The organism is Nakamurella flava, assembly GCF_005298075.1.
Classification (GTDB): domain Bacteria; phylum Actinomycetota; class Actinomycetes; order Mycobacteriales; family Nakamurellaceae; genus Nakamurella; species Nakamurella flava.
In genome coordinates this window covers 1,213,246-1,239,117 of record NZ_SZZH01000001.1, presented here as the reverse complement: position 1 = coordinate 1,239,117, position 25,872 = coordinate 1,213,246, and the positions used below count along the sequence as shown (strand labels likewise).

Annotated in this window: 22 protein-coding genes and 1 tRNA gene; 13 read left to right on the top strand and 10 right to left on the bottom strand. The window is 71.1% G+C overall.

The genetic code is table 11. The features are described from left to right. The first annotated feature begins 6 nt into the window (after positions 1-6). The 4 genes from FDO65_RS05540 (at position 7) to menB (ending at position 6,862) form a co-directional block, all read left to right on the top strand. Complete coding sequence (locus FDO65_RS05540) at positions 7-996, top strand: antibiotic biosynthesis monooxygenase (RefSeq protein WP_137448408.1); 990 nt, start codon at positions 7-9, stop codon at positions 994-996. A gap of 229 nt (positions 997-1,225) precedes the next feature. Then, complete coding sequence (locus FDO65_RS05535) at positions 1,226-2,464, top strand: alkaline phosphatase (protein ID WP_420847518.1); 1,239 nt, start codon at positions 1,226-1,228, stop codon at positions 2,462-2,464. Positions 2,465-2,862: 398 nt separating this feature from the next. Next, the gene (locus FDO65_RS05530) at positions 2,863-5,901 is read left to right on the top strand and encodes a glycosyl hydrolase (protein WP_205849798.1); all 3,039 of its coding nucleotides are present in this window, start codon (positions 2,863-2,865) and stop codon (positions 5,899-5,901) included. Positions 5,902-5,998: 97 nt separating this feature from the next. Continuing rightward, positions 5,999-6,862 carry a 1,4-dihydroxy-2-naphthoyl-CoA synthase gene (menB, locus tag FDO65_RS05525; RefSeq protein WP_137448405.1) on the top strand — a complete coding sequence of 288 codons (864 nt, stop codon included), beginning with the start codon at positions 5,999-6,001 and terminating at the stop codon, positions 6,860-6,862. A 367-nt stretch (positions 6,863-7,229) separates the two neighbouring features. Here menB and FDO65_RS05520 read toward each other — a convergent pair whose 3' ends face one another. Together FDO65_RS05520 and FDO65_RS05515 are read right to left on the bottom strand one after the other, a co-directional pair. Then, positions 7,230-7,547 carry an AzlD domain-containing protein gene (locus FDO65_RS05520; protein ID WP_137448404.1) on the bottom strand — a complete coding sequence of 106 codons (318 nt, stop codon included), beginning with the start codon at positions 7,545-7,547 and terminating at the stop codon, positions 7,230-7,232. Next, positions 7,544-8,377, bottom strand: a complete 834-nt coding sequence (locus FDO65_RS05515) for an AzlC family ABC transporter permease (RefSeq protein ID WP_137448403.1) — start codon at positions 8,375-8,377, stop codon at positions 7,544-7,546. The genes FDO65_RS05520 and FDO65_RS05515 overlap by 4 nt, the downstream gene beginning before the upstream one ends. A 105-nt stretch (positions 8,378-8,482) precedes the next feature. Here FDO65_RS05515 and FDO65_RS05510 point away from each other — a divergent pair, with 105 nt between their 5' ends. Then, positions 8,483-9,028, top strand: coding sequence for a helix-turn-helix domain-containing protein (locus FDO65_RS05510; protein WP_137448402.1), 546 nt, complete (start codon positions 8,483-8,485; stop codon positions 9,026-9,028). A 35-nt stretch (positions 9,029-9,063) separates the two neighbouring features. Here FDO65_RS05510 and FDO65_RS05505 read toward each other — a convergent pair whose 3' ends face one another. From FDO65_RS05505 to FDO65_RS05495, 3 genes are all read right to left on the bottom strand, one after another. Continuing rightward, positions 9,064-9,408, bottom strand: coding sequence for a UBP-type zinc finger domain-containing protein (locus tag FDO65_RS05505; RefSeq protein ID WP_137448401.1), 345 nt, complete (start codon positions 9,406-9,408; stop codon positions 9,064-9,066). A 1-nt stretch (position 9,409) separates the two neighbouring features. Beyond that, on the bottom strand, positions 9,410-10,939 hold the full coding sequence (locus FDO65_RS05500) for an ATP-binding protein (protein WP_137448400.1): 1,530 nt from the start codon (positions 10,937-10,939) through the stop codon (positions 9,410-9,412). Between the two features lie 65 nt (positions 10,940-11,004). Further along, the gene (locus FDO65_RS05495) at positions 11,005-12,786 is read right to left on the bottom strand and encodes an NAD(P)/FAD-dependent oxidoreductase (RefSeq protein ID WP_137448399.1); all 1,782 of its coding nucleotides are present in this window, start codon (positions 12,784-12,786) and stop codon (positions 11,005-11,007) included. A 521-nt stretch (positions 12,787-13,307) separates the two neighbouring features. Here FDO65_RS05495 and FDO65_RS05490 point away from each other — a divergent pair. After that, complete coding sequence (locus FDO65_RS05490; protein WP_137448398.1) at positions 13,308-13,769, top strand: hypothetical protein; 462 nt, start codon at positions 13,308-13,310, stop codon at positions 13,767-13,769. Between the two features lie 18 nt (positions 13,770-13,787). Here the strand turns inward: FDO65_RS05490 and FDO65_RS05485 are convergent, their stop codons facing one another. From FDO65_RS05485 to FDO65_RS05475, 3 genes are all read right to left on the bottom strand, one after another. Next, positions 13,788-14,843 (bottom strand): ATP-grasp fold amidoligase family protein, encoded by a 1,056-nt coding sequence (locus tag FDO65_RS05485; RefSeq protein ID WP_137448397.1) that lies wholly within the window; start codon positions 14,841-14,843, stop codon positions 13,788-13,790. A 35-nt stretch (positions 14,844-14,878) separates the two neighbouring features. Further along, positions 14,879-15,211: a hypothetical protein gene (locus FDO65_RS05480; RefSeq protein WP_137448396.1), complete on the bottom strand. Its 333-nt coding sequence runs from the start codon at positions 15,209-15,211 to the stop codon at positions 14,879-14,881. Positions 15,212-15,293: 82 nt separating this feature from the next. Beyond that, positions 15,294-16,211 carry a tyrosinase family protein gene (locus tag FDO65_RS05475; protein WP_137448395.1) on the bottom strand — a complete coding sequence of 306 codons (918 nt, stop codon included), beginning with the start codon at positions 16,209-16,211 and terminating at the stop codon, positions 15,294-15,296. Between the two features lie 363 nt (positions 16,212-16,574). On the opposite strand from FDO65_RS05475, the gene FDO65_RS05470 reads away from it, so the two are divergent. After that, a tRNA-Arg gene (locus FDO65_RS05470) sits at positions 16,575-16,646 on the top strand. 112 nt (positions 16,647-16,758) lie between these two features. Here the strand turns inward: FDO65_RS05470 and FDO65_RS05465 are convergent. Together FDO65_RS05465 and FDO65_RS05460 are read right to left on the bottom strand one after the other, a co-directional pair. Then, complete coding sequence (locus FDO65_RS05465; RefSeq protein ID WP_205849797.1) at positions 16,759-17,469, bottom strand: DUF305 domain-containing protein; 711 nt, start codon at positions 17,467-17,469, stop codon at positions 16,759-16,761. 4 nt (positions 17,470-17,473) lie between these two features. After that, positions 17,474-18,424 carry a DUF3105 domain-containing protein gene (locus FDO65_RS05460; RefSeq protein WP_240757439.1) on the bottom strand — a complete coding sequence of 317 codons (951 nt, stop codon included), beginning with the start codon at positions 18,422-18,424 and terminating at the stop codon, positions 17,474-17,476. Between the two features lie 220 nt (positions 18,425-18,644). On the opposite strand from FDO65_RS05460, the gene argS reads away from it, so the two are divergent. From argS to thrB, 6 genes are read left to right on the top strand one after another with little or no spacing between them, the layout of a single operon-like run. Continuing rightward, entirely contained in the window at positions 18,645-20,345 is a 1,701-nt protein-coding gene (gene argS, locus FDO65_RS05455) for an arginine--tRNA ligase (RefSeq protein ID WP_205849796.1), read from the top strand. Positions 20,346-20,355: 10 nt separating this feature from the next. Beyond that, entirely contained in the window at positions 20,356-21,774 is a 1,419-nt protein-coding gene (gene lysA, locus FDO65_RS05450) for a diaminopimelate decarboxylase (protein ID WP_137448394.1), read from the top strand. Beyond that, the gene (locus tag FDO65_RS05445) at positions 21,771-22,004 is read left to right on the top strand and encodes a hypothetical protein (protein WP_137448393.1); all 234 of its coding nucleotides are present in this window, start codon (positions 21,771-21,773) and stop codon (positions 22,002-22,004) included. Before lysA ends, FDO65_RS05445 begins: the two co-directional genes overlap by 4 nt. Beyond that, positions 22,001-23,308, top strand: coding sequence for a homoserine dehydrogenase (locus FDO65_RS05440; RefSeq protein WP_137448392.1), 1,308 nt, complete (start codon positions 22,001-22,003; stop codon positions 23,306-23,308). Before FDO65_RS05445 ends, FDO65_RS05440 begins: the two co-directional genes overlap by 4 nt. Before the next feature lie 47 nt (positions 23,309-23,355). Further along, a complete protein-coding gene (gene thrC, locus FDO65_RS05435) occupies positions 23,356-24,489 on the top strand; it encodes a threonine synthase (RefSeq protein WP_137449488.1) in 1,134 nt (377 codons plus the stop codon). Continuing rightward, positions 24,486-25,460: a homoserine kinase gene (gene thrB, locus FDO65_RS05430; RefSeq protein ID WP_137448391.1), complete on the top strand. Its 975-nt coding sequence runs from the start codon at positions 24,486-24,488 to the stop codon at positions 25,458-25,460. Before thrC ends, thrB begins: the two co-directional genes overlap by 4 nt. Positions 25,461-25,872 lie beyond the last annotated feature (412 nt).

The window sequence follows — 25,872 nt, the reverse complement described above, 5'->3', positions numbered from 1 at the left end:
CCCGCGATGGGATCGACCATCGGCTCGCCGTCCCCGGCCGGGGCGGCTGCGACATCGAACTCGTCGGCTCCGGTCGCGCTGGTCGTCCACCGACGGTTGGCCGAGACGTCCTACGACGCGTACGAGGCCTGGCAGCGACGGGTGGGTCAGGTGCTGGCCGGGTGGCCGGGATTCCTGGACCGTCAGGTCATCCGGCCGAACCCGCCCGAGCAGGTCGACTGGGTCATCGTGCAGCGGTTCGTCGATGTCCGGTCGGCGCGCAACTGGTTGCAGTCGGCCGAGCGGGCCGAGCTGGCCGCCGAGATCAGCGGGCACTTCGTCGGCAACGACGACATCCACCTCATCCAGGAGGACCCCACCCGACGGGCGCAGGCCGCGTCCGTGCTGATCTCCAGCCGGGTCGCTCCGGAGCTCGAGAACGAGTTCCTGGCCTGGCAACGGCGGATCTCCGCCCAGGAGGCACGACTGGACGGCTTCATCGGCCACAAGGTGGAGCGGCCCATCCCGGGCGTCCAGGACAACTGGACTGTCGTGCTGTCCTTCGACACGGACGAACACCTGCAGGCCTGGCTGGACTCCGAGGAACGCCGGACCCTGCTGGCCGAGGGGGAACGCTTCAACGAGCAGATGACCCTCCAGAAGGCCAGTTACGGGTTCGGCTTCTGGTCCGGTGACGCCCCGGCCCCGGAACCGGTGTTCAAGAGCAACCTCATCGTGCTGATGATGCTCTACCCGGTGGTCTTCCTCTGGGGGTACTTCGTCGCCGACCCGCTGTTCTCCGCGCACGGGGTGCCGTTCTGGTTGACGCTGTTCGTCGGCAACCTGGTCAGCACCCAGCTGCTCGGCTGGTTCCTCGTCCCGTGGGCCTTTCGTCGATTGTCCTGGTGGACCCGCCCGCGGCCGACCTGGCAGGTGAACGCGGCCGGCTTCGCCATCGTGATCGCCGTCTACGTCGTCTCCATGGCCGCGTACGCCTGGATCCTGTCCTGGGGGTGACCACTGCGCCGGGTCTCCCCGAGATTCGGGGGGTTGAACCTTCCCTGATCGGGTGACGTTTCTCCGCGTCCGGACAACGAGGTCCGGCCGACACCCGGAGGCGCGCGTGAACGCGACACCCCACTGGCGAGCACCCCACGACGACCACCACCGGCCCCGGAGGCGGGGGCGCCTGCTGGCTCCGTTGGGGGTGCTGGGACTGGCGGTCGCCACCGCCGCGGTCGGGCCGCTGACCACCTCCTGGTCCACCGCGGCGGCCCCGACCGCTGGAACGGCCACGGTCGCCCCGCAGGCCGGCGGCGACCGGAATCCGCACGGAGCGCGCAACGTCATCTTCATCCAGGGCGACGGCATGGGCATCGCCCACCGGGAACTCATCCGCCTGGCCACCCAGGGCCAGGACGGCGACCTGCGGATGAACCGGATGGACCGCACCGGCTTCGTGCACACCGATTCGGCCGACACCGAGGAGGCGGTCACCGATTCCGCGGCCGCCGCCACCGCCTACGCCACCGGCGTGCGCAGCTACAACGGAGCCGTCGGCGTGGACGTCGACGGCAACCCGCTGCCGACCCTGCTGGAGGAGGCCCGCGACCGGGGACGGGCCACCGGGCTCGTCACCACCTCACAGGTGACGGACGCGACGCCGGCGGCGTTCTCGGCCCACGTCGCCGACCGCGGCGACCAGAGCGAGATCGCCCGCCAGATCATCGAACAGACGCAGGTCGACCTCGTGCTGGGCGGGGGCGAGGACTGGTGGTACCCCGAAGGAGACGCCGGGGCCTGGCCGGACAACCCGCCGAAGGACCCGACCGAGCAGAGCAAGGGCACCGAGGGCAACCTGGTGGATCGCGCGCAGCAGCTGGGCTACCAGTACGTCTCCACCGGGGACGAGCTGGCGGGGATCGAGCAGACCCCCGTCCTCGGTCTGTTCGCCAACGAGGAGATGTTCGAACACCACAACGAGGGGGAGGGCGACCTCTACGAGCCGGCTGTCCCGTTGCCGGACATGGCGGCCAAGGCCATGGACCTGTTGTCGACGGACCCCGACGGCTTCTTCCTGCTCATCGAGGAGGAGGGCATCGACGAGATGTCACACCACGGCAACGCCCACCTGACGGTGACCGCCGGGCAGGCGCTGGACGAGACCGTCGGGCTGGCTCTCGATTTCGCCGCCCGGACTCCGGGGACACTGGTGCTCGTGGTCGGCGACCACGAGACCGGGGGACTGGCCATCGAGAACGTCGACCCCGATGACGAGAACGCCCCGGGGGAACAGGCCGAGGACGAGATCCCGATCGCGAACTCCGATCTGGTGATGTCCGTCGACTGGACGACCAACGGGCACACCGGTGCGGCCACCCCGATCACGGCCAGTGGGCCGGGGGCAGCCGATCTCGGTCGCGTGCTCCGCAACACCGAGGTGCACGACGCCGTCCGCAGGGCCATGCTGCGCGCCTGCCCGTAGGCCCGGTCGATCAGCACGTCGCCCGGCCCGGCGGCCGACCGCCGGGCCGGGACGCCGGTACACGGTGCCCGGGTGGCATACCGGTGCGGCCCGGGCGTTCCTGGGCCGAACGGGCTACTACGTGAGGCTCCTTCGGGCTCGGATGTCAACGATCGGGTGGTCCAATCCCGATCGTGGGCGTTCGCGATGGACGGCTCGAAGGGTCCTCCCACGGTCAGTGACCGGACCCAGCGATGGAACGAAATCCCCCGTCCGCCGTTGCGAGCGGTCGGCGGCGAACCTAGCGTCGAAGGCACCGCACTCGCCTGCACCGCCTCCGACCAGTCACGACCGGAGGTGGCGTTGCCCTGCGTCTGCGCAAGGTGGGAGCGATCCCACACCCTGGTGAAAGGTTCCCCATGATGCGACGAGCCAGAGATGTCGACGGCGAGGTGCGGGCCGATCAGCGTCGTCGGACCGACCGCACGACGGGGCGACGGACCGGTCGCCGGGTGCTCGCCCTCGTGGCCGCCGCCGCCACCAGCGTGGCCGGGCTCGTCGTCATCGCCCAGCCGGCCGCCGCCGCCGGCGTCGTCAGTGTCGGAGCCGGTAGCTACACCACCGACCAGGTCGGTCCGCTGCCCAGCGGCTGCGGGAGCATCTCCACCGACCCGCGGCAGTTCCTCACCGAGAACGCCCCCAAGGGCGCCATTCCCACCAACGACTGGTGGTCGTCACTGGCCTACAAGCGACTCAACTGCGCCTACAGCGAGAACCTGCACGCGCACCCGCTGTCGTTCCTGCCCGGCGCCAACGGGCTGGGCATCTCCTACAGCACCACCCCGACCGTCACCACCCCGGCCAAGGGCCTGCAGGAGTACCACTACGCCTACGCCCAGGACGTCACCGCCGGCGTGGCCGGCCTCGACGCGCCGATGGTCAAGGTCGACGGGTGGACCGACTGGACCGTCACCCCGGCGTGGACCGGCGGGTCGCGCACCATGAAGGCGACCATCGGACACGGCCTGCCGTTCGTGTACGTCGACGGCATCACCGCCGGAGCCGCCGGCACGCTGACCACCGCCGCTCCGCCCAAGGTCTGGCGCAACAGCGGCAGCTCGATCGGCTTCACCGTCAACGGACACGACTACGTCGCGTTCGCGCCGTCCGGATCCGGATGGCAGCAGAGCGGAAACACGTTCAGCAGCAACCTGTCCGGAAAGAAGTACTACAGCCTCGCCGTACTGCCGACGACGCCTGTCGACTCCGACGCCCAGCGCAACACCATCGCCTCCAACTACGCGCGCTACGCCTACGCCAAGGTCACCGGCTCTTCGCTGTCCTACGCCTACGACGAGCCGTCGGCCACCATGAAGAGCACCTACCGCATCGCGACGACACCGTGGGAGGGCACCCAGCGGTCAACCGTGCTCGCCCTCTACCCGCACCAGTGGAAGTCGCTGACCGGGACGACGACCAGCTCGCGCCAGTACGTCTCGCCCCGCGGACCCATGAAGATCGCCGTCGGGACGCAGTCGTTCACCACCAGCATGAAGTTCTCCGGCGTGCTCCCCGAGGTGCCCGCCGTGGGCGACTCCACCGGGGCCGACCGGGCCACTCTGGACGCGTACCTCGCCGAGGTCAAGGCCGACCCGATGGCCATGCAACGGGCCGACACCTACTGGGCCGGCAAGGGAATGGGCCGGGCCGCCCGCATCGCCGAGATCGCCGACCAGATCGGGGACACCGGCACCCGGGACACCGCGCTGGCCGCCATCAAGGCCACGCTGAACGACTGGTTCACCGCCGCACCCGGCCAGACCGAGCAGGTCTTCGCCTACAACGCCAACTGGGGCACCCTGATCGGCTACCCAGCCTCCTACGGCTCGGACCAGGAACTCAACGACCACCACTTCCATTACGGCTACTTCATCGCCGCAGCCGCCACCCTGGCCCGGTTCGACCCGCAGTGGGCGAGCTCGGCCAAGTACGGCGGCATGGTCGACCTGCTGATCCGCGACGCCAACAACTACGACCGGGGCGACACCCGCTTCCCGTACCTGCGGGACTTCGACATCTACGCCGGCCACGACTGGGCCTCCGGGCACGGCGCCTTCGCCGCCGGCAACAACCAGGAGTCGTCCTCCGAGGGGATGAACTTCGCCAACGCCCTGATCCAGTGGGGCGAGGTCACCGGCAACCGGGCCGTCCGCGACGCCGGCATCTACATCTACACGACCCAGGCGCAGGCCATCCAGAACTACTGGTTCGACGTCGACAACACCACCTTCCCCTCCGCTTTCGACCACAGCACGGTCGGCATGGTGTGGGGCGACGGTGGGTCGTACGCGACCTGGTTCTCCGACCAGCCGGAGAAGATCCAGGGCATCAACATGCTGCCCGTCACCGGTGGCCACCTGTACCTCGGCTACCACCCCGAGTACGTGAAGAAGAACTACGCCGAGGTCGCCCAGCGGGCGGGCGGTGCGCCCACCGTCTGGCAGGACATCATCTGGGAGTTCCTGGCTACCGGCGATCCCGACCAGGCCCTCCGCCTGTTCCGGGCCGGCAGCAACTACTCACCGGAGGAGGGCGAGACCCGGGCCCACACCTTCCACTGGATCCGCAATCTCGCCGCGCTCGGCACCATCGACACCACCGTCACCGCCGACCATCCGCTGGCCGTCACGTTCAGCAAGAGCGGCAAGAAGACCTACGTGGCCAGCAATGTCACGTCGCAGGCGATGACGGTGAAGTTCTCCGACGGCACCTCACTGTCGGTGCCGGCCGGCAAGACCGCCACCCGTGGGGCCATCACCTGGTCCGGCGGCAACGGTCAGGGCGGCGTTCCCGGTGGCCCGGGGACGACCACCGGACCGAGCACCCCGCCGAGCACCACGGCGCCGAGCACCACGCCGCCGAGCACCACACCGCCGAGCACGACGGCGCCCAGCTCGACGGCGCCGAGCACCACGGCCCCGGGCGGAACCGGTTCCAGCGTGCGCTATCTCGGTGGTAACGGAGCTCTGGTCACCAGCGCCGACCAGGGCCGGGCCGTCACCTTGAACCCGGCCGACGGAGCGACCCGGGACGGCACGCCCTACAAGCCGCTCACCTGGACGGCGACCGGAGTCAGCGGCACCAAGCAGTCCGCCGGCACCGCCTTCGCCCTGGCCGTCGACTCCGGCACCGCCGTCGGCAACGCCGTGCAGATCCGGGTGTCGTTCGACTTCACCGGCAACGGCAGCTGGGACCGCGTCGAGACCTACCGGTACTTCGCCACCGATCCGGTGCCCGGCGCCGAGCAGTACACCGCCACCGGCGGCCCGGCGAACGCCACCGGCGACTGGGCCGACCTGAAGAACGGGTCGGTCAAGGTCGAGGTGTGGAGCGCGCTGTCCACCACCGCCCCCGCCTCGGTGGGCGCCGGATCGACGGTGACCCTGCCGTTCCGCTGATCGCGCGGTCACCGACCGCGCGAACCGGAAGGCCGCATCCCGTCCCGGCGGGTGCGGCCTTCCGGCCGTCCGGACCCTGCGAACTAGGGTGACGTCCATGGCAGGTCACACCCCGCAGATCAGCACCGAACCCGTCGTCTGGACGCCGGTCGGCGACTTCACCGACATCCGTTACGAGCACTCCGCCGAAGGCATCGCCAAGATCACGATCAACCGTCCCGAGGTCCGCAACGCCTTCCGGCCGCAGACCATCGTCGAGATCTCCCAGGCCCTCACCGAGGCCCGCGACAACCCGGCCGTCGGCGTCATCGTGCTGACCGGGGAGGGCCCCAACGCGTTCTGCTCCGGCGGCGACCAACGCGTTCGCGGTGACACCGGCTACCTCAGTGAGCCCGGCGCCGCCGGTGCCGTCGGTCGGTTCCACGTCACCGACCTGCACATCCAGATGCGGCGGCTGCCCAAACCCATCGTCGCCATGGTCGCCGGCTACGCCATCGGCGGCGGTCACGTCCTGCACCTGGTCTGCGACCTCACCATCGCCGCCGACAACGCCCGCTTCGGTCAGGTCGGCCCCCGGGTCGGTTCCTTCGACGGCGGCTACGGCGCCAGCCTGCTGGCCGAGATCGTCGGGGCCAAGAAGGCCAAGGAGATCTGGTTCCTCTGCCGTCAGTACGACGCCCACCAGGCCGAACGGATGGGCATGGTGAACACCGTCGTCCCGCTGGCCGACCTCGAACGCGAGACCGTCCAGTGGTGTCGCGAGATGCTCGCCCTCTCCCCGTTCGCGCTGCGGTTGATGAAGGCCAGCTTCCACGCCGCCGAGGACGGCATGGCCGGCATCCAGCAACTCGCCCACGACGCGAACCTGCTCTTCTACGCCAACGAGGAGGCCAAGGAGGGCCGCGAGGCGTTCAAGGCCCGCCGCCGACCCGAGTTCGAGAAGTTCCCGCGTCGCCCCTGACCCGCCTGACGGCCTGACCCACCTGACGGCCGGCGAGCTCCGCGTCGGCCGGGCCAGGGTCAGAGCCGCGGAACGAGATGGTGCATTCGCATCATCGCAGTCCGGTGCACTTGCACGATGCGTCCGATTTGCTGCCCGTCGTACCGTCAACCCACCCGCCCGGCTGCCGGGGTTCACCCACCCACCCTGCGGCAGCCGGGTCGGGCCTTCGGCTCGGCCTTCTTGTGAACACGCCGGCTCCGTGGGCAGCCGGGTCGGGCCTTGGGCTTCGGTCACAGAGTGGGGTTCACCCACGCCGACCACGGTGATCCGCGTCAGTCCTCGTAGGTTGCCTTCGGTTCTCGGCGGCTCCCGCCACCGGGACCGGTCAGGCCATCCCGGCGGCCCGCAGCAGAGCCGCTCCACCCGCGCCGACGACCACGATGACCGGCAGTGGAGCCCGGCGCCAGGCCAGACCGACGGCCGTCAGGACCGCCAGGATGCGCGCCGGTCCGGCGACACCGTCGGCCGTGAAGACGGTCGCGGTCACCGCGAGACCCGCCAGCACCGCCACCGCGGCAGCGGACAGCAGCCGCTCGACGCGCGGCGACAGGGTGAACCGCTGGGCCAGGTTGACCCCGGCGACCCGCAGCAACCAGGTACCGACGGCCAGTCCGGCCATCGTCACGACAACCGCCGTCGTCATGACCGGCCCGTCCGGATATCGACCTTCGTCGCACTTGTCCGACGGCTGGGCACCAGGGCCACGAGCCCGCCGGCCAGACCGGCGACGACGTCCAGGCCCGGCGGCAGCAGCCCGTGGGCGCCGACGCCGATGGCTCCGCCCGTCACGGCCGCCAGGGCCAACCGGGTGTCGACCCCGGACCGCGATGGTGCGGACCCGGAGGGATCCGTCCGCTCACCGTCCGGCCCGGCTCGTCCCGCCGCGGGCCCCCGCACCGACCCGACGATCAAGGCGGCCAGGACGGCAGGCAGGGCCGCGTCCAGACCGAGCCGCGCCGGGTCGCCGACGGTCTGCCCCACCGCGACCCCGGCCAGCACCCCGAGGTTCCACCCGAGGAAGACCCCCCACCCGCCCAACAGGAACGCCGCCCGCCGCTCCGCCGGGTCGCGACGGGTCTGGGCCAGGCCCACCGACTCGTCGACCAGCAGGTGCGGCAGCAACCACCGATCCATCGCGCCTGGCTGTCGCCGATCCCGCTCCGCCGAGGATCCAGGCGCGGCGCCTTCCCGTGGCCCACGAACCGGAGCGACGGTATCGGCCATGGTCAGGCCGTACGGCAGGAGGCGCAGGTTGAGCAGCAGTCCCGTCAGGATGGCCGGCACGGCGCCGGCTCCGGCGGCCAGCACCCCGACGGCCGCGAACTGGGCGCCACCGGCGAAGACGACGACCGACATGACGATCGGCGCCCAGGCGGGTAGTCCGCCGGCCACACTCAGCGCCCCGAAGGACACCCCGGGCAGGGCCACCGCCACGCCCAGCATCGCGCCGTCCCGCCAGAGGTCCGCGGACACCCGCTTTGCAGTTCGCCAATCCGTCCGCATGGTCGCTATGGTGAACACAGGTCGGCATGTTCGTCAAGGCGACCGACTGTTCGATGCAGAGAACGAGGGGACGTCATGGACGCGGTGAGCTTTCTGGCGACGTCCGTGCGGCGCGAGCGGGAACGGGCCGGCCTGACCCTGACCGAGCTGGCCCGACGGGCCGGAGTGGCGAAATCGACGCTGTCACAACTGGAGTCAGGCGTCGGCAATCCGAGCGTGGAAACGGTCTGGGCCCTGAGCAACGTGCTGGGCGTGCCCTTCTCCCGGTTGGTCGATCCGACTCCGGTCCGGGTCGAGGTGATCCGCTTCGGCCAGGGCACCACCGCACGGTCGGAGCACGCGGACTACGCGGCCACCCTGTTGACCGCCGCCCCGCCCGGGACCCGGCGCGACCTCTATCAGCTGGTGGCCGAACCCGGCCCGGAGAAGCGTTCCGACCCCCACCTACCCGGCACCGTGGAGCACCTGGTGATCACTCAGGGGCGGGCCCGGGTCGGACCGGTGGACGCCGACGTGGAACTGGGGCCGGGGGACTACGTGAGTTACCCGGGGGACCAACCGCACGTCTTCATCGCGCTGGAACCCGACACCCGCGCGGTGCTGATCTCCGAGCACCGCTGATCCGTTCGGGCGGGCCGACGACCGCCCCCACCGCGTCAGTGCAGGTGACGCTGCCAGTCCCGGGGCACCGCACCGGCCGGTCCCGGCGCCGGTTGATCGACCGGGTGCGAGGTCGGCGGAGCGAGATCCGGTCCACTTCCGACATTCTCATCCGGGAAGCTCCAGAACCAGTCCTCGCCGGGCTCGAAACTCTGGATGACGGGATGGCCGCTCGCCCGGTAGTGCGCCGTCGCGTGCTGGGACGGCGACGAGTCGCAGCAACCGACATGCCCGCAGGCCGCGCAGCGGCGCAGGTGGAACCACCAGCCCCCGCTGTCCAGGCACTCCACGCAGCCGGTGCCGCTGGGCGCGGCGGTGGGATCGATGGCGGCGTCGGACATCTCAGGCCTCCGAGGTGACGGCGGATGGGGCAGGGGTGGGTAGCGCATCCGCCGGGACGGCTTCGGTCGGGGCGGGCACGGTCAGGGGAATGCGGACCTGGAAACGGGTGTCCCCCGGCTCGGAGAGCACCCGCAGGTCGCCGTGGTGCTTGTTGACGACGATGCGCCAGGAGATGTCCAGGCCGAGGCCGGTGCCCTGGCCGACCGGTTTGGTGGTGAAGAACGGCTCGAAGATGCGCGAGCGGATGTCCTCCGGCACGCCGGGCCCGGTGTCCCCGATCTCGACCAGCAGCTGATCGTCCTCCCGGGCGGTGCGGATGGTCAGCACGCCATGGCCGTCCATGGCCGCGATCGCGTTGTCGATCAGATTGGTCCACACCTGGTTGAGCTCGGCCGCGTAGGCCGGTACCCGGGGCAGGGTGCGGTCGTAGTCCTTGTGGACGGTCACGCCGGCCTCGCCGGGAGCGGCCGGGCCGTCCTCGGACGACGGGCCGGCGCCGATCTTGCGGCCGAGCATGATCAGCGTCGAGTCCAGCAGCTCGTGCACGTCGACGACCTGGAACGGCGCCCGGTCCATCTGCGAGTACTGCTTGGCCGCGGTGACCAGGGTGGAGATGCGGGTGGTCGAATCCTCGATCTCGTCCATCAGCAGCTCGGTCTCGAGCGAATAGTTCAGCCAGCGGATCGCGCCCTCCAGGGTCTCGCCGCTCACACAGGCCGCCACCTTGTCCAGGAACTGCGTGTCCAGCCCGGAGGCCACGAACGTCGGGGCGAGATCCCAGCCGGCGCCGATGGCGTGGTCGTCGAACCAGTCGATCAGGACGTCCTCGGCGTCGGCGGTCTGCATCGCCGTCAGCGGCTGGTCACGACGGCTCGCCTTGGCCGCCATCTCCACGGCCTTCTCCTGCAGGTGCACCAGCACCTCCAGCGTCGCGCGATCGTAAGGGCCGGCGGCGATCATCCCCAGTTTGTGCCGCATCCCGGCGACCCGGGTGCGCAACGTCGAGGTGGCGCGGACCGCGGCCGCGGCCGGATTGTTGAGCTCGTGGGTCAGGCCGGCCGACAGCGAGCCCAGCGCCTGCAGGCGTTCCCGCTCGTTGACCCGCGCCTGGGTGTTGCGCATCCCGAAGAACAGCCCCTCCAGCAGGTGCATGGCCATCGGGAACCAGGTGCGGGTCAGCCGGGCGAACGCGTCCGCGTCGAGCACGAAGAACGTCGAAGGCACCACCGCCCGCACCGACGACTCGTAGGTCTGGGTGGCGCGGTCGCCGAGGTAGGAACGCCAGGCACCCACATAGACGCCCCGTTGGTCGGTGCGGGTCACGGTCACCTCGCTGCCGCCCACGGTGCGGCTCATCACCAGCTCGCCGTCCATCAGCACGTAGAAGCAGGTCGCCTTCTCGCCCTCGCGGATCACCCACCCCGGCTCGACCCGTTCGACGTGCCCATTGGCGCACAGCTCCTCGAGCTGCTCCTGGCTCAGCGACTCGAAGAGGAACAGCGTGCGCAGCTCGTCGGGGGAGCAGGGCATCCGGGTCGATCCCGTTGTCGGTTCGGTGCTCGACCCAGTGCTCGACCAAGTGCTCGATCCAGTCGTCATTCCAGACCCTCCAGGTACCGGTGGACCAGCATCACGGCCATCGCACCCTCGCCGACGGCCGACGCCACCCGCTTGGCCGACTCGGCCCGGGCGTCGCCGGCCACGAACACACCGGGAACGCTGGTCTCCAGGTGGTAGGGCACCCGGTCCGCCGGCCACCCCACCGGGGCGCTGCCGTCGACGGTCAGGTCCGGGCCGGCCACCACGAAACCGCGCGGATCCCGGGTGACCACCCCGTCCAGCCAGTCCGTCCGCGGCGCCGCTCCGATGAAGACGAACAGATGGGACGCCGGGACTATTTCCTCCCGGATCTCCTGGCCCCCGTCCGGGTCGTTTGAACGGACCCGCAGCGTCAGGTGCTCGAGGTGGCCGTCGCCGGAGGCCCCCATCACCTCGGTGCCGGTGTGCACGACGATCCGGTCGATCCCGGCGATCTGCTCCACCAGGTAGTGCGACATCGACGCCTCCAACGAGGCGCCGCGGACCAGCAGGTGCACCCGCCGGGCGTACCGAGAGAAGTAGACCGCGGCCTGACCGGCCGAGTTCGCGCCGCCGACGATGTAGACGTCCTGGTCCCGGCAGTTCGGCGCCTCGGTCATGGCCGAGCCGTAGTAGACGCCGCGGCCGGTGAGCTCGGACAGACCGGGCGCCTCCAGCTGCCGGTAGGAGACCCCGGTGGCCAGGATGACGGCGTGCCCGCTGAGCCGGTCACCATCGACGAAGCGCACGGTGCGGGCCGAGCCGTTGATCTCCAGCGCGTCGACCTGGCGAGTGGTCACGAACTCGGCCCCGAACTTGGCCGCCTGCCGGCGGGCCCGGTCGGTCAGCTGGGCGCCGCTCACCCCGTCCGGGAAACCGAGGTAGTTCTCGATCCGCGAGCTCTGCCCGGCCTGACCCCCGGCGGCCGAACTCTCGACCAGGATCGTCCGCAGACCCTCGGATGCGCCGTAGACCGCCGCCCCCAGCCCGGCCGGCCCGGCGCCGACCACGATCAGGTCGTAGAAGTCGGTGGCCGGCCGGGTCTCCAGACCCACCCGCTGCGCTACCTGGGCGTCGGTGGGAGCCGGCAGGACCTCGCCGTCCGGGGTCACCACCACCGGCAGCAGGGCCGGATCGACCGGGGTGTCCGGCGTCGTCAGCTCGGCCGCCACCAGCAGCCGCATACCATCACCGGAGTCGCTGGGGAGCCAGTGGTAGGCGACCTGGTTGCGGGCCAGGAACTCCCGGACCTCGGACGTCCGCCGCGACCACCGATGGCCGATCACCTTGATCTCCGGCAGAGCGCGGTGGTCGGTCGCCCGCCAGGCGGCCAGCTGCTCGTCCAGCACCGGGTAGAGCTTCTCCTCCGGCGGATCCCACGGCTTGAGCAGGTAGTGGTCGAGATCGACGATGTTGATCGCCTGGATGGCCGCATCCGTGTCGGCGTACGCGGTCAGCAGCACCCGACGGGCCACCGGGTAGAGGTCCATGGCCTGCTCGAGGAACTCCAGGCCGTTCATCCCCGGCATGCGGTAGTCGGCCAGCAGGACGGCCACGTCGTCCCCCCGCAGCTTCATCTCGCGCAGTGCCTCCAGGGCCTGTGGACCCGACTCGGCCCGCACGATGCGGTACTCGGCGCCGTACCGGCGCCGCAGATCGCGCGCCACCGAGCGGGAGACACCGGGGTCGTCGTCGACACTGAGCAGGACCTTCCGTCCCCGCGAGGGCGGGGAGGAAGCGGGCAGACCGGATTCCGTCACGGCGGCCAGCGTAGGACGGCGCTCGATCGACCGCGTCATCACGCCCGCCGTCGGTCCCGACAGGGGGGCCTGAGGGTGATGGCGGTGAGGACGAGGAGCCCCACCTCGATCCACCCGTCACTCGGACCGGCGAAGACCGGGGTAAGTCCGGCGAAAATGCCGTATCGGGTGGCGTTCCCCGGATGGGCGCGCGTACCGGCCCCGGGCGGCGGGTGCAGGTTCACGCTGCCGGGGGCCGACCGGAGTGTCGTCACCGCAGCGGGGGTCCACCGACCGAGTCACCGGCGTCCCCGAACGTGCGCTCCGTCAAGTCACTGTCCGCCACTCCAACGGGCGGGACCGTCGCGGTGAGTACCCACGGGCGGGCAGAATCGTTTCCGATGGCGGCGGGCCCGACCCTTCGTGACGGCCGGCCGCCCCGTCGACGGAGCTGTCGTCGCCAGGTCCGACCGGTACCGCGCATGGCCCGACCGGGCCCGGGGTACCCCGCACCACCAGAACGACCCACCACCGACCAGACACGACGCGATGTCCAGACGACCCGACCGGGAGCCCAGGCGATGACCGTTCCGCTGTGTACGCAGAGCCCCACCCGGTTCGATCTGTACGGGCCCGGGGTCTCCATCGTCTACTCGACCATGACGATCGACGGTTCCGCCGTCTTCACCTACCGGGACGGCAACCGGGCCGCGGATGCCCGCGACGAGGAGATCCACGCCAGCAGCACCGCACTCGGGACCGAGATCACGGTCGCGATCGAGCCGGTCGCCGTCGGCTTCGACTGCGACTGGCCGGACACCGGACCCCAGCTCCCGGGCATGCAGTCCGACGTGCGCATCACCGTGCTCATCCCCGACATCCACCTCGAGAGCGACGCCGCGGCCGAGTTCGACACGGTCGCGATCGAGACCACCCGGGTGTGGACGACCCCCGACGACCTCACCGACGGCTACACCCCGGGTCAGGTCCAGACGTACCGCAGCATCCCGCTGCGGGGCATCGCCGCCGTCGTCGCGTCCTGAGCCGCGGTGACCGCCGGCTCAGTGGTCCGCGGTCTCCCGACGGAGGTCCGCGACGAGCCGGTCGAACCGGGCCCACGCCTCGTCGGATGAGACGGGCTCCGAATGCCCTTCTCGCCCCCCGGTGATCGGCACCCGCCACAGGTCGCCCAGGGCTTCGTCCATCTCGAACGGCCGCCACGGCACGCAGGCATTGCCGTCGTGATGGGTGATCTCGCCGAACCAGATGCGGCCCCGGGCCAGGTAGAGATCCACCCGGGCGTAGTCGAGATCGTGAGCCAGCTTCTCCGCGACGGTCACGAGGCTCGCCGCCTGGACCGGCAGATGCTGACCCGGCCGCTCGGGGTAGACCTGGGTGAGTCGCAAGGGTCGGAGCTCGCTGTCGAAGAAGTTGACGCGGTGGTCCGCGAACCGGTCGGAATGCACCCGGACCAGTGCGACCCGTCCATGGAAGACCAGCAGCTTGAAGTCGGCGGGTTGGCCGCCGTCCTCATCGGTCAGCAGCGACTCGACCATCAGCCGGCGGGGCAGGCCCCGGTAGACCCGCTCGTGGGACAACTCGTAGTAGTCACGGCCCAGCCAGGAACGGGCCTCCGCGAGAACGGCCCGCCGGTCGGCGGCGGACTTGTCCCGCACCACCGCGGTCATCTCGCATCCGTGGGTGGCCTTGAGGACGAACTGCTCGGGTAGTTCGTCCCACGGCAGGTCCTCGGCCCGCTCGTACACGCCGAGTACCGGGATGAGGACGTCCGACCCGACGCGGTCGGCGACGTACTCCCGGACACCGAGCTTGTCGGTCGTCAGGGCGAGCAGGGGATTGGCATCGTGCAGGATGCGCCAGGCCAGCTTCTCGTTGTAGGTGCGGGGGGTCGTGACGTCGGGGCGGTAACCGAGCGCCTGTCGCATGCGATGACGCAGCACCACGCCGTCCCACCAGCCGGCCAGGCCGGCGGTGCCTGCTCCACCCGCCGCCAGCACACGGACAGCCGTTTCGTCCGCCCGCCGGGCGAGATCCCGCAGCAGCGATTGCAACGGGGACAGCGGATCGCGCCGACGGAGCGTCGGGGCGCGGTGCATGGCGTTCAACTCCTGGGTGCGGCGTCGGATCGGGGTCAGAGCGAGAACAGGTCGTCCTCGTCGCGGTCCACCACGGCCGTGATCAGCGACCGGAAGCTGCCGAACTCCTGGAACGGCATGAGGTGCGTGAAGTACTTCCCGTTCGGCAGCCGCTCGATGTGCAACTCCTGACGTCCGTCGACGGTCACCATCACCATGTCGGACGACACCGACACGACGACGGTGCGGCCGCGGTAGACGAACATGCGGTCACCGGCGGCCGGTCCGGCGTCGGCCGGTGAGGTCGGCCCCAGCGCGGTGGCCAACGCAGCGGTCCCGACGACGGCCAGTCCGCCGCCGATCAGCACCCGACGGTTGATGGCGGTCATGCGGCGTCCCCCTCGACCGGACTGACCGTCCGGAGTCGTGCGACCGCGGGCCGGTGGGCGGCCGCGGAGAACTGGATGCCGGTCACTGGACGTACTCGTAACCGAGCGGGGCCACCCGGATGTCCTCGACGGCACCGGGGGTCCACGAGCCGGACGCGTTCAGCAAACCCTGCAGGACGTCCGTCGACCGGTGCCCCGCGGGGTAGACGTCGCCGCTGCGCTGGTACGGCCGGATCGGGGTCGCCCGGGTCTGCCAGCGCCACCACAGCCGGTCGACGTTGGCGTGGTGGAACCAGAAGACCGGGTCGTTGGGGGAGGTGCCGACGATCATGTCGCCGCCGATCCAGCGGTGCACCTGGTTGTGCATCCGCGGCCCGCTGGCCCAGCCCTCCATCCGACCGCGGAAGCTCGGCGAGTCGTAGTTGAAGGGCGACACCTCGTACCGCGTGTAGGTGAACGTGTCGTTGACCTGGGCCTGGTCGGGGAGGGTGGGAACACCCGCCGAGTCCCGGGCGAGCTTGCGCACCACCCCGGTGACCCCGCGCTTGTAGTACGACTTGTTGGTGGAGCTGTACAACAGCGCCTTCCAGGACGTGAACGGCCCGTCCAGCACCCGGCTCTGGCTGGCGGCCGCGCCGTCTCCGCCGAAGTAGTCGTTGGTCCAGACCTTCGACTTCTTCGGGTCCCCGCCGTTCAGTGCGGTCTCGGATTCCCATCGCCAGTAGGGGAAGCCGGTGAGGGAGGGACGGGCCTGCACGGCCGGGGTCGCGAGCCACTTCGTCTCGAACTCCCAGAGCGACGCCCGGTGCCAGGCCAGGAAGACCGGGCCCCGGTGGGCCTGGTTGGCCTGTGACCCCGCGGGCATCGCGACCATCATGGCGTCCATGTGCCGCCGGACGAAGCCGTCGTAGGTGCCGTCCTGCATGAGCGCGACGATGCCGGCCGTGGCGGCCTGCACGTCGGCCAGCGGCAGGGTCAGGATGTCGAGTCGTTGACGCATCGCGGTCGTCCCCCCGCTGGTCGAGAGCCCGCTGTCGATACGGATCCAGCCGCGGGTACTCGGGCCGGTGCGTGGGACAGGCGGTGCCTGGAGTGCGCATCGCCGCGCAGAATGTCTCGAAGAGTACTGGATTGACCACCCTTCGTGGCAATAGATGGACTGAGATGGCACCGAATGTTCAGCTGGCCACCCACTCGGTCGCCACGGCCGGCGCGGACGAGTGACGAGCACCACGTTCGGGTCCGTGCCGGATGATCTTGGCCGGTGAGCCGGGGTGCAGGACCCCGCCGCGATCCGGCGCCGACCGCCCCGCGAGCCGAGTGGAGCGAGCACGGTCGACGATCAGGTAGAGTTCTCCCTCGCGCCCCCGTAGCTCAGGGGATAGAGCACCGCCCTCCGGAGGCGGGTGCGCAGGTTCGAATCCTGCCGGGGGCACAGCGAAAGCCCCGGTCACCACGTCGATCTCGACGAGTGACCGGGGCTTTTTCCGTTGTCGCCGCCAGGCCCGCCTGGCCTCGAGGTATCGAGCGGCGGTCGCGGTGGTGGATCAGGGAGCCGGGAGCGGCGCCGCCCCACGGGCCTGCAGCATCTGCGTCATCACCGAGATCTCGGACTCCTGGGCGTCGGCCATCTTGGCCGCGAAATTGGCGACGACCGTGGACTGCGCGTGGGACGCCGCGTACTCCATCATCGGCAGGCCCCCCTGGTGGTGGCGGATCATCAGTTGCAGGAACAGCACGTCCGACGCCGGTCCGGACGCCGACCGCAGCTGGTCGATCTGCTCGGTGGTCGCCATCCCGGGCATCAACGCGCCGTCCTGTGCGGTCGACGCCGGCGTGCTGGCGCCGGCGCTGCCCGACATCGCGGCCATGTCGTGACCGCCGTGTCCGTCGCTGCCCATCCAGGCCATGTGGGGACCGCTCGCGAACTCCGGCACGTCCCAGAGGCTCAGCCACCCCTTCATCTGGCCGGCCTGATCGCTCTGGGTCGCCCCGATGTCGTAGGCCATCACCGAGATCTCGTCGTCGGTGGTGTTCTGCTCGGCGTAGTGCGCCATCAGCACACCCTGGTCGTGGTGGACGATCATGTCCCGCGCGAACCCGGCGTCCACCGAGTCGGTGCCCGGGGCGGTGGCGGCGGTCGAACCGCCGATCCGCCCGGACAGCAGCAACCCGATGGTCGCGCCCACCAGGAGCAGGGCGACCGCGCCGGCCGCGGCGAGCACGATGCCGGTGCGCCGGGTGATCGGTGCGGCCACGGCGTCAGCCCGCGGCGGGCGAGGAAGCCGCCGGGGTCGGGACCGCGTCGGTCGAGCCGACGGCCGGGTCGGTGGTGCCGCCGGTGTCGGTCGCCGGCACACCCGGGACACCGGCCGACGACTCGGCCGATTCGGTCACCGAGGCGCCGTTCACCTCGGAGGTCGCCGCGGTGGCGCCCTGGCCGTCCATCTGGATGGCATCGGCGCCCGGGGTGCTCGGGTCGAACGCCGGCGGGTTGGTGGTGTCGAAGCTCGGCTGCTGGCAGGTCGCGCCGGTCTCCGGGTAGACCCAGCGGTTCTGCCGGAGCGCGGTGATGAACTGCTGGACCCGCTCGTCGGTGGCCGAATTCACCTTCAGTTGATGGGCCCAGGCCTGCAGCGCGATGGGGGAGTCCAGGCCCGGGTAGGGCGACAGGCTCATGTACGACTGACCGTCCACCAGGCCCTTGAGGACCTCCAGATCACCGGTGGCGATGGTGTCCGGGTTGTAGGTGATCCAGACGGCCCCGTGTTCGAGGGTGTGGACCATGTTCTCGTTGCGTACCGCGGTCTGGTAGACGACGCCGTTGCAGTTGGCCCAGATCCCGTCGTGCGGGCCACCCACGGGCGGGAAACGGTTGTAGGCCACGCGCTGGTCCGACGTGATGTGCAGGGCCGCCTTGTACTCCGGGTAGGTCGCCGGGGTGTCGCCGGCCGCGGGAACGGCCGCCCCGACGTAGATGCCGGGGATGTTGACCGACGGGTCCGGGGTCGAGGCCGAGGGCACCCAGGCGGCGAGGGCGTCGGCCTGCGCCTTGTTCTCGTTGTTCTTCGTCAGCACGACTGCGAAGATGCTGCCGGCCAGGACGAGGACCACCACGACCGCGCCGATGGTGACCCAGGGCAGCCCCTGGCGCTTGCTGACGACCGGAGCCCGCCCGCGCGGTCTGCCGGTGTTCTTGCCGCTGGCCATCATCGCCTGTCCTGTCCGTCGATCGTCGGTCGTCCGGCTCGGTGGAGACCCCGGGACGCGCTCGTGGTCACGCTCCGCAACCGGTGAAAGTGTACGGAAGGAAAGCGAGGACCCCCTGTGAGCGCGCGGGGCGGGAGGGGAGACGGCCGTCCCCGGGCCGTGTCGGCCCGGGGCCCGTCGGTACGTGGTCGGAGAGTCCCGGTGGGCTTCCTAGAATGTCGGGGTGAATCCCGAGCAGTTGGTCGCGGCCGTCCGGTCGGCGTTGGTCGCCGCGGTCGAAGCCGACGAATTCCCCCTGGACCTGTCCGCCGACGCCACGACCGCACTGCTGGCCGAGATCCCGGTGGACCGTCCGCGCTCCCGGGAGCACGGTGATTACGCCACCCCGGTCGCGCTCAAGCTGGCCAAGCCGACCCGCCGGTCGCCCCGCGACATCGCCGCGGTGCTGCAGCGCCACCTGGCCGCGGTCCCCGGCATCGCCGCGGTCGACATCGCCGGCCCGGGCTTCCTCAACATCACCCTCGACGTCGCGGCGGCGGCGTCGGTCGTCGAGCAGATCGTCCGCGTCGGCGGTGAGTACGGCAACGGCGCGGCCCTCGCCGGCCGGCGCATCAACCTCGAGTTCGTCTCGGCCAATCCGACCGGGCCGGTGCACATCGGTGGTGCGCGCTGGGCGGCCGTCGGGGATGCCCTGGGCCGGATCCTGTCCGCCCAGGGTGGCGAGGTCGTCCGCGAGTACTACTTCAACGACGCCGGGGCCCAGATCGACCGGTTCGCCCGCTCGCTGCTCGCCGCCGCCCGGCATCAGCCCGCCCCGGAGGACGGTTACGGCGGCGACTACATCGCCGACATCGCCGGCCGGATCCTGCAGGACCACCCCGATGCGGCCGAACTGCCGGACACGGAGGCGACCGAACTCTTCCGGCGCGAGGGTGTCGGGCTGATGTTCGCCGAGATCAAGAAGACGCTGCACCACTTCCGCACCGACTTCGACGTCTACTTCCACGAGGACTCCCTGCATTCCTCCGGAGCGGTGGAGGCGGCCACGACCCGGCTGAAGGAGTCGGGGCACCTGTACGCCAAGGACGACGCGTGGTGGCTGCGGTCGACCGAGTACGGCGACGACAAGGACCGGGTCGTCCTGAAGTCCGACGGCAACCCGGCCTACATCGCCGGCGACCTGGCCTACTTCCTGGACAAGCGGTCCCGGGGGTTCGACCTGTGCATCTACATGCTCGGCGCCGATCACCACGGCTACATCTCGCGGCTCAAGGCGGCGGCTGCCGCGTTCGGCGACGACCCGTCCGTCGTCGAGGTCCTCATCGGGCAGATGGTCAACCTGGTGCGTGACGGGCAGCCGATGCGGATGAGCAAGCGCGCCGGCACCGTCATCAGCCTGGACGACCTCATCGATGCGCTCGGGGTCGACGCCGCCCGGTACGCGCTGATCCGCTACTCCGTGGACACCACGCTCGATCTCGATCTCGACCTGTGGACCCGGCAGACCAGCGACAACCCGGTGTTCTACGTGCAGTACGCGCACGCCCGGTTGGCGTCGCTGGCCCGCAACGCCGCCGAGCTCGGCATCGAGATCGACGTACTGGGAACGGGTTCCGGAGCGGGCGCCTTCGACCCGACAGTGCTCGACACGCCGCGCGAGTCCGAACTCATCGCGTTGCTGGCCGCCTACCCGGGCGTGCTGGCCACGGCGGCCGAACTCCGCGAACCCCACCGTGTCGCCCGGTACCTGGAGGACCTGGCGTCCGGGTACCACAAGTTCTACGACGCGGTCCGGGTCCTGCCGATGGGCGACGAGCCCTGGGGCCCCTCGCATGTCGCCCGGCTCTGGCTGTGCGCGGCGACCCGTCAGGTGTTGGCCAATGGGTTGGGCGTGCTCGGCGTCTCGGCCCCGGAACGGATGTGACGAGACACCGATGAGAGCACACCCCGCCGGACCCCGGTCCGGCGAACTGCATGCCGACCGCCCGACCGAACAGGCACCCGCCGATCCCAACCGGCTGGACCAGCACGTCTGGCCCCGCAACGCCGACCGCGGCCCGGGTGGGGCCCTGCGCCTGGCCGGCGTCGACGTGCGCGATCTCGCCGGCGACTACGGCACTCCGCTGATGACCATGGACGAGGCCGACTTCCGCTCGCGCTGCCGGGATTTCGCCAACGCCTACGGGTCGGCCGAGGCCGTGCACTACGCCGGCAAGGCGTTCCTGTCGTCCGAGGTGCTGCGGTGGCTGACCGAGGAGGGACTGTCGCTGGACGTCTGCTCCGGCGGCGAGCTGAATCTGGCGCTGCGGGCCGGCTTCCCGGCCGGCCGGATCACCCTGCACGGATCGAACAAGTCCGACGCCGAACTGGCCCTGGCCGTCGAGGCGCGGATCGGCGCGATCGTCGTCGACTCCTTCGACGAGATCGCCCGGCTGGCCGGACTGGTCGAGAGCGCCGATCGTGGCGAGGACGACCCGATCCCGCTGATGATCCGGGTGACCGTCGGTGTGGAGGCGCACACCCACGAGTTCATCGCCACCGCCCACGAGGACCAGAAGTTCGGGTTCTCCCTGGCCGGGGGAGCGGCCGCCGAGGCCGTCCGGCGGATCGTCGTCTGCCGGGGCCTGCGACTGATCGGCCTGCACTCGCACATCGGATCGCAGATCTTCGACCCGTCCGGCTTCGAGGTGTCCGCCCACCGCCTGGTGGGGTTGCTGGCCGCCATCCAGCAGGAGCACCCGGAGCTGGCCGATACGCTCACCGAGCTGGATCTCGGGGGCGGCCTGGGCATCGCCTACGTCGGCTCCGACGATCCCCCCGCGCCCGACGCGATGGCGAAGTCGTTGCTCGACATCGTGTCCCGGGAGTGCCAGTTCGCGGGGGTCGCCACCCCGCACGTGGTCGTCGAGCCGGGCCGGGCCATCGCCGGGCCGGGTGGGGTCACCGTCTACCAGGTCGGCACCATCAAGGACGTCGCGCTGGACGGCGGGCTGGTGCGCCGCTACGTCTCCGTCGACGGCGGGATGAGCGACAACATCCGGACCGCGCTCTACGACGCGGACTACACCGCCGTGCTGGCCTCCCGCGACTCGGACGCCGCCCCCGTGCTCTGCCGGATCGTCGGCAAACACTGCGAGGCCGGCGATGTCGTGGTCCGGGACTGCTACCTGCCGGCGGACCTCGTCGTCGGCGACCTGCTGGCCGTGGCCGCGACCGGGGCCTACTGCTACGCGATGTCCAGCAACTACAACCGCGTTCCCCGCCCGCCCGTGGTGACCGTGGCGGCCGGGGACACCCGTCTGATGCTGCGCCGCGAGACCGACGACGACCTCATGCTGCTGGAGAAATGGTGACCACCCCAGAACCCGCCCCGCTCAGTGAGCCGAAGCCGCCGTCCCTGGTGCCCGGGGTCGTCCTCCTCGGACTGGCCGCCGTTCTCATCGTGGTGGTGCTGATCAAGCCGGCCATGCCGGACTGGTTGAACACCACGATCGCCGTGCTGGCCGTGGCCGTCGTCATCGCCCTGCTGGGCTACGCCGTGTGGGTCTTCCGCGCCACCACCCGTCGCGGACGTGCCCGATGAGCGCCGAACAGGTCGTCCGGGTCGGGGTGCTCGGGGCCGGGGTCGTCGGATCGCAGGTGGTCCGGCTGCTCACCGAGCAGGCCGACGAACTCGCCGCCCGGGTGGGTGCGCGGCTGGAACTGGTCGGGGTGGCGGTCCGTCGCCCCAATCGGCACGCCGACATCCCGGCGGAGCTGCTCACCACCGACGCCGCCGCCCTGGTGGCCCGCGAGGACGTCGACGTGATCGTCGAGGTCATCGGCGGGATCGAGCCGACGAAGGACCTGCTGCTCACCGCGCTGCGCCGGGGGGCCGGAGTGGTCACCGCCAACAAGGCGCTGCTGGCCGAGCACGGTCCGGAGCTGTACGCCACCGCCGACGCGGTCGGCACCGACCTGTACTTCGAGGCGGCGGTGGCCGGGGCCATCCCGCTCATCCGGCCGCTCCGCGAGTCGCTGGCCGGTGACCGCATCACCCGCATCCTCGGCATCGTCAACGGCACCACCAACTACATCCTGTCGGCGATGACCGCCGACGGGATGGGTTACGACGAGGCGCTGGCCGAGGCCACCCGGCTCGGCTACGCCGAGGCCGACCCGACTGCCGACGTCGACGGGTTCGACGCCGCGGCCAAGGCCGCGATCCTCGCGTCCATCGGGTTCCACACCCGGGTCGGCGCCGCCGACGTCTACCGGGAGGGCATCTCGGCCGTCAGCGCCTCGGACGTCGCCGCCGCCGCCCGGCTGGGCAGCGTCATCAAGCTGCTGGCCATCTGCGAGCGCACCACGGCGACCGGCCCGGACGGCGGGCCCGTCGAGTCGGTGTCGGCCCGCGTGCACCCGGTCATGGTCCCGCGCAGCCATCCGCTGGCCGTCGTGGACGGCGCCTACAACGCCGTCTACGTCGAGGCCGAGGCCGCCGGTCGGCTCATGTTCTACGGTCCCGGCGCCGGTGGCGCCCCAACCGCGTCGGCCGTCCTCGGCGACCTCGTCGCCGTCGCCCGCAACCGGGTCGCCGGCGGCCGCGGCCCCCGCGAATCGGCCTATGCGGCGTTGCCCGTCCAGCCCATGGGGGAGGTCCTCAGCCGCTACCACATCGACCTCGACGTCGCCGACCGGGCCGGGGTCCTCGCCGCCGTCGCCGGGGCGTTCGCCGAGGCCGGGGTCTCGATCTCGACCGTCCGGCAGGAGGGTCGGGACGACGACGCGAGCCTGGTCGTCGTCACGCACGGCGCTCCGGACGCCGCCCTGGCCGGTACGGTGGCCTCGCTGGCCGATCTCGAATCGGTTCGCCAGGTGACGTCGGTGATGCGGGTCATGGGATGACGACTTCGGTGCGGCAGCAGGACGTCGGTGATGCAGGTGATGGGGTGATGACACCGGTGCAGCACACGACGGTGGACGAACGACGGATCGATCGAGTGCCGGCCCAGGCCGGTTGGCCGGGGTTGATCGCCGCCTACGCGGACCGGGTCCCGGTCCCCGACGGCGCCCGGGTGATCACCCTGCTCGAGGGTGGGACACCCCTGGTCCCCGCTCCCGAACTGTCCCGCCGGACGGGCGCGGATGTCTACCTCAAGGTGGAGGGCGCGAACCCGACCGGGTCGTTCAAGGACCGCGGGATGACCGTCGCCGTCACCCACGCCCTCGCGTCCGGGGTGCAGGCCGTCATCTGCGCCTCCACCGGAAACACCTCGGCCTCGGCCGCCGCCTACGCGGCCCGTGCCGGACTGACCAGCGCGGTCCTGGTGCCGCAGGGCAAGATCGCCGCCGGCAAACTGGCCCAGGCCGTGGCGTACGGCGCCCGGATCCTGCAGGTCCAGGGCAACTTCGACGACTGTCTGGAGCTGGCCCGCAAGACGGCGGCCGCGCAGGAGGACGTCATCGCGCTGGTCAACTCGGTCAACCCGGTGCGCATCGAGGGCCAGAAGACCGCCGCGTTCGAGATCTGCGACGTGCTCGGTCGCGCGCCCGACGTGCACTGCCTGCCCGTCGGCAACGCGGGCAACATCACCGCCTACTGGAAGGGCTACCGGGAGTACGCGGCCGACGGCGTCATCGAGACGACGCCGCGCATGTTCGGGTTCCAGGCGGCCGGAGCGGCGCCGCTGGTCCTCGGTCACCCGGTGTCCGCACCCGAGACCATCGCCACGGCCATCCGCATCGGCGCCCCCGCCTCGTGGAACGGCGCGACCGGCGCCCGGGACGAGTCCGGTGGGCTGATCGACGCGGTGACCGACGAGCAGATCCTGGCGGCCGCCCGGCTGCTGGCCACCACCGAGGGGGTGTTCGTCGAGCCGGCATCGGCCGCCTCCGTGGCCGGCCTCCTGGTCACCGCCGCCGACGGACGCCTCACCGGCGGGCCCGGCGGGGACCGTCCGCTGGTGGTCTGCACGGTCACCGGCAACGGCCTGAAGGACCCGGACACCGCCATGGGGTGGATGACCCCGCCGACGGTCGTCCCGGTGGCCGCCGAGGCCGTGGCCGAGGCCCTCGAACTGCGATGACCGACTCCGCCGTGACGGTCGACCCGGCGACGGGACGACCGGGACATCCGCCGGTCGTCGTCCAGACCCCGGCCACGTCGGCCAACCTCGGGGCCGGCTTCGACTGCTTCGGGTTGGCGCTGGGTCGCCACGACGAGCTGAGCGCCGAGCTCACCGGCGGTGCCGACGGCGAACTCGTCATCGAGGTGACCGGACAGGGCGCCGATGAGGTTCCGCGCACCGCCGACCATCTCGTGGTCCGCGCGATCGCCCGGGCGTTCGCCGCGGCCGGTCGTCCCGGTCCGCTGCCCGGGCTGCGCCTGTCGTGCACCAACCGCATCCCGCACGGCGGGGGCCAGGGCTCGTCGGCCGCCGCCATCGTCGGTGGACTGCTGGTCGGCCGCGCCCTGTCGGTCCAGCTGGGTGCGCCGATCGAGCTGTCCGAGGCCGACGTGCTCGATCTGGCCGTCGCCATGGAGGGGCACCCCGACAACGTGGCGCCGGCCCTGCTGGGCGGATTCACCATCGCTGCGACCGGTGCCGACGGTCGTCCCGCCGTGGTGTCCCGGACGGTGCACCCGCAGATCAGGGCAGTCCTGTTCGGGGCCCACACCGCCAGCAGCACCGAACACGCCCGGGGTCTGCTGCCGGCGTCGGTCCCGCACCGGGACGCCGTCGCCAACGTCGGGGCCGCCGCGTTGTTCGTGCACGCCGTCACCGCCGATCCGACTCACCTGTGGGCCGCGACGGCGGACCGGCTGCACCAGGACTACCGGGCGGCGGCCATGCCGGCGTCGGCCGCCCTGGTGCGGGAACTCCGGGCCGCCGGTTACCCGGCCATGATCTCGGGTGCGGGTCCGTCGGTGCTGGTGCTGACGACGTCCGCGCTGGACGTCCAGGCCTGGCGACGCCCGGGTTTCGACGCGGCCGAGCTCACGGTCGACACGGCAGGCGCGGTCGTCGTCACCGAAGGTGACCGACGTTCGTCCTGATCAGGTCGCACCGGGCCGCCGGTGCGGTGAGATCGTGTGGTGCGACGCCGTTCGCCCACGGGTGATGGCGTGTCGGTTGCTGACCGGCGTCAGCAGCGGTTACTGTGGACACTGATCACCGGCTGTGCTCGCCGGGCGTCATGTACCTCCTCCCGCTGCCTCGGTTCCCGGGGTGAGGCACGCCAGGGCACCGGGGCACGGTCATCCATCGCACAAGACCGGGCCTTCCGTCTCCTCTCGTATCCCGAGTGGGAACCGGAACCCCTGCCGCAGGTTCGGCCGCCTCGATCCCCGAGTCGATGTCCACCGACACACTCAGGTCCACGCGGTCGACGGTGATCACCCCTCCTCCGCATCCTCCGGACGCGGAACGGCAGTCCACCGCATGGCCATCGGTCCGCGGTGCACAACC

Coding starts and splice junctions, on each gene's coding strand:
- thrC (WP_137449488.1), top strand. CDS start 23,356: ATGACACCGGTGCAGCACACGACGGTGGACGAACGACGGATCGATCGA.
- thrB (WP_137448391.1), top strand. CDS start 24,486: ATGACCGACTCCGCCGTGACGGTCGACCCGGCGACGGGACGACCGGGA.
- FDO65_RS05490 (WP_137448398.1), top strand. CDS start 13,308: ATGACCGTTCCGCTGTGTACGCAGAGCCCCACCCGGTTCGATCTGTAC.
- FDO65_RS05500 (WP_137448400.1), bottom strand. CDS start 10,939: ATGCCCTGCTCCCCCGACGAGCTGCGCACGCTGTTCCTCTTCGAGTCG.
- FDO65_RS05475 (WP_137448395.1), bottom strand. CDS start 16,211: ATGCGTCAACGACTCGACATCCTGACCCTGCCGCTGGCCGACGTGCAG.
- FDO65_RS05510 (WP_137448402.1), top strand. CDS start 8,483: ATGGACGCGGTGAGCTTTCTGGCGACGTCCGTGCGGCGCGAGCGGGAA.
- FDO65_RS05540 (WP_137448408.1), top strand. CDS start 7: ATGGGATCGACCATCGGCTCGCCGTCCCCGGCCGGGGCGGCTGCGACA.
- FDO65_RS05505 (WP_137448401.1), bottom strand. CDS start 9,408: ATGTCCGACGCCGCCATCGATCCCACCGCCGCGCCCAGCGGCACCGGC.
- FDO65_RS05480 (WP_137448396.1), bottom strand. CDS start 15,211: ATGACCGCCATCAACCGTCGGGTGCTGATCGGCGGCGGACTGGCCGTC.
- FDO65_RS05495 (WP_137448399.1), bottom strand. CDS start 12,786: ATGACGCGGTCGATCGAGCGCCGTCCTACGCTGGCCGCCGTGACGGAA.
- FDO65_RS05460 (WP_240757439.1), bottom strand. CDS start 18,424: ATGATGGCCAGCGGCAAGAACACCGGCAGACCGCGCGGGCGGGCTCCG.
- menB (WP_137448405.1), top strand. CDS start 5,999: ATGGCAGGTCACACCCCGCAGATCAGCACCGAACCCGTCGTCTGGACG.
- FDO65_RS05440 (WP_137448392.1), top strand. CDS start 22,001: ATGAGCGCCGAACAGGTCGTCCGGGTCGGGGTGCTCGGGGCCGGGGTC.
- FDO65_RS05520 (WP_137448404.1), bottom strand. CDS start 7,547: ATGACGACGGCGGTTGTCGTGACGATGGCCGGACTGGCCGTCGGTACC.
- FDO65_RS05530 (WP_205849798.1), top strand. CDS start 2,863: ATGATGCGACGAGCCAGAGATGTCGACGGCGAGGTGCGGGCCGATCAG.
- FDO65_RS05485 (WP_137448397.1), bottom strand. CDS start 14,843: ATGCACCGCGCCCCGACGCTCCGTCGGCGCGATCCGCTGTCCCCGTTG.
- lysA (WP_137448394.1), top strand. CDS start 20,356: ATGAGAGCACACCCCGCCGGACCCCGGTCCGGCGAACTGCATGCCGAC.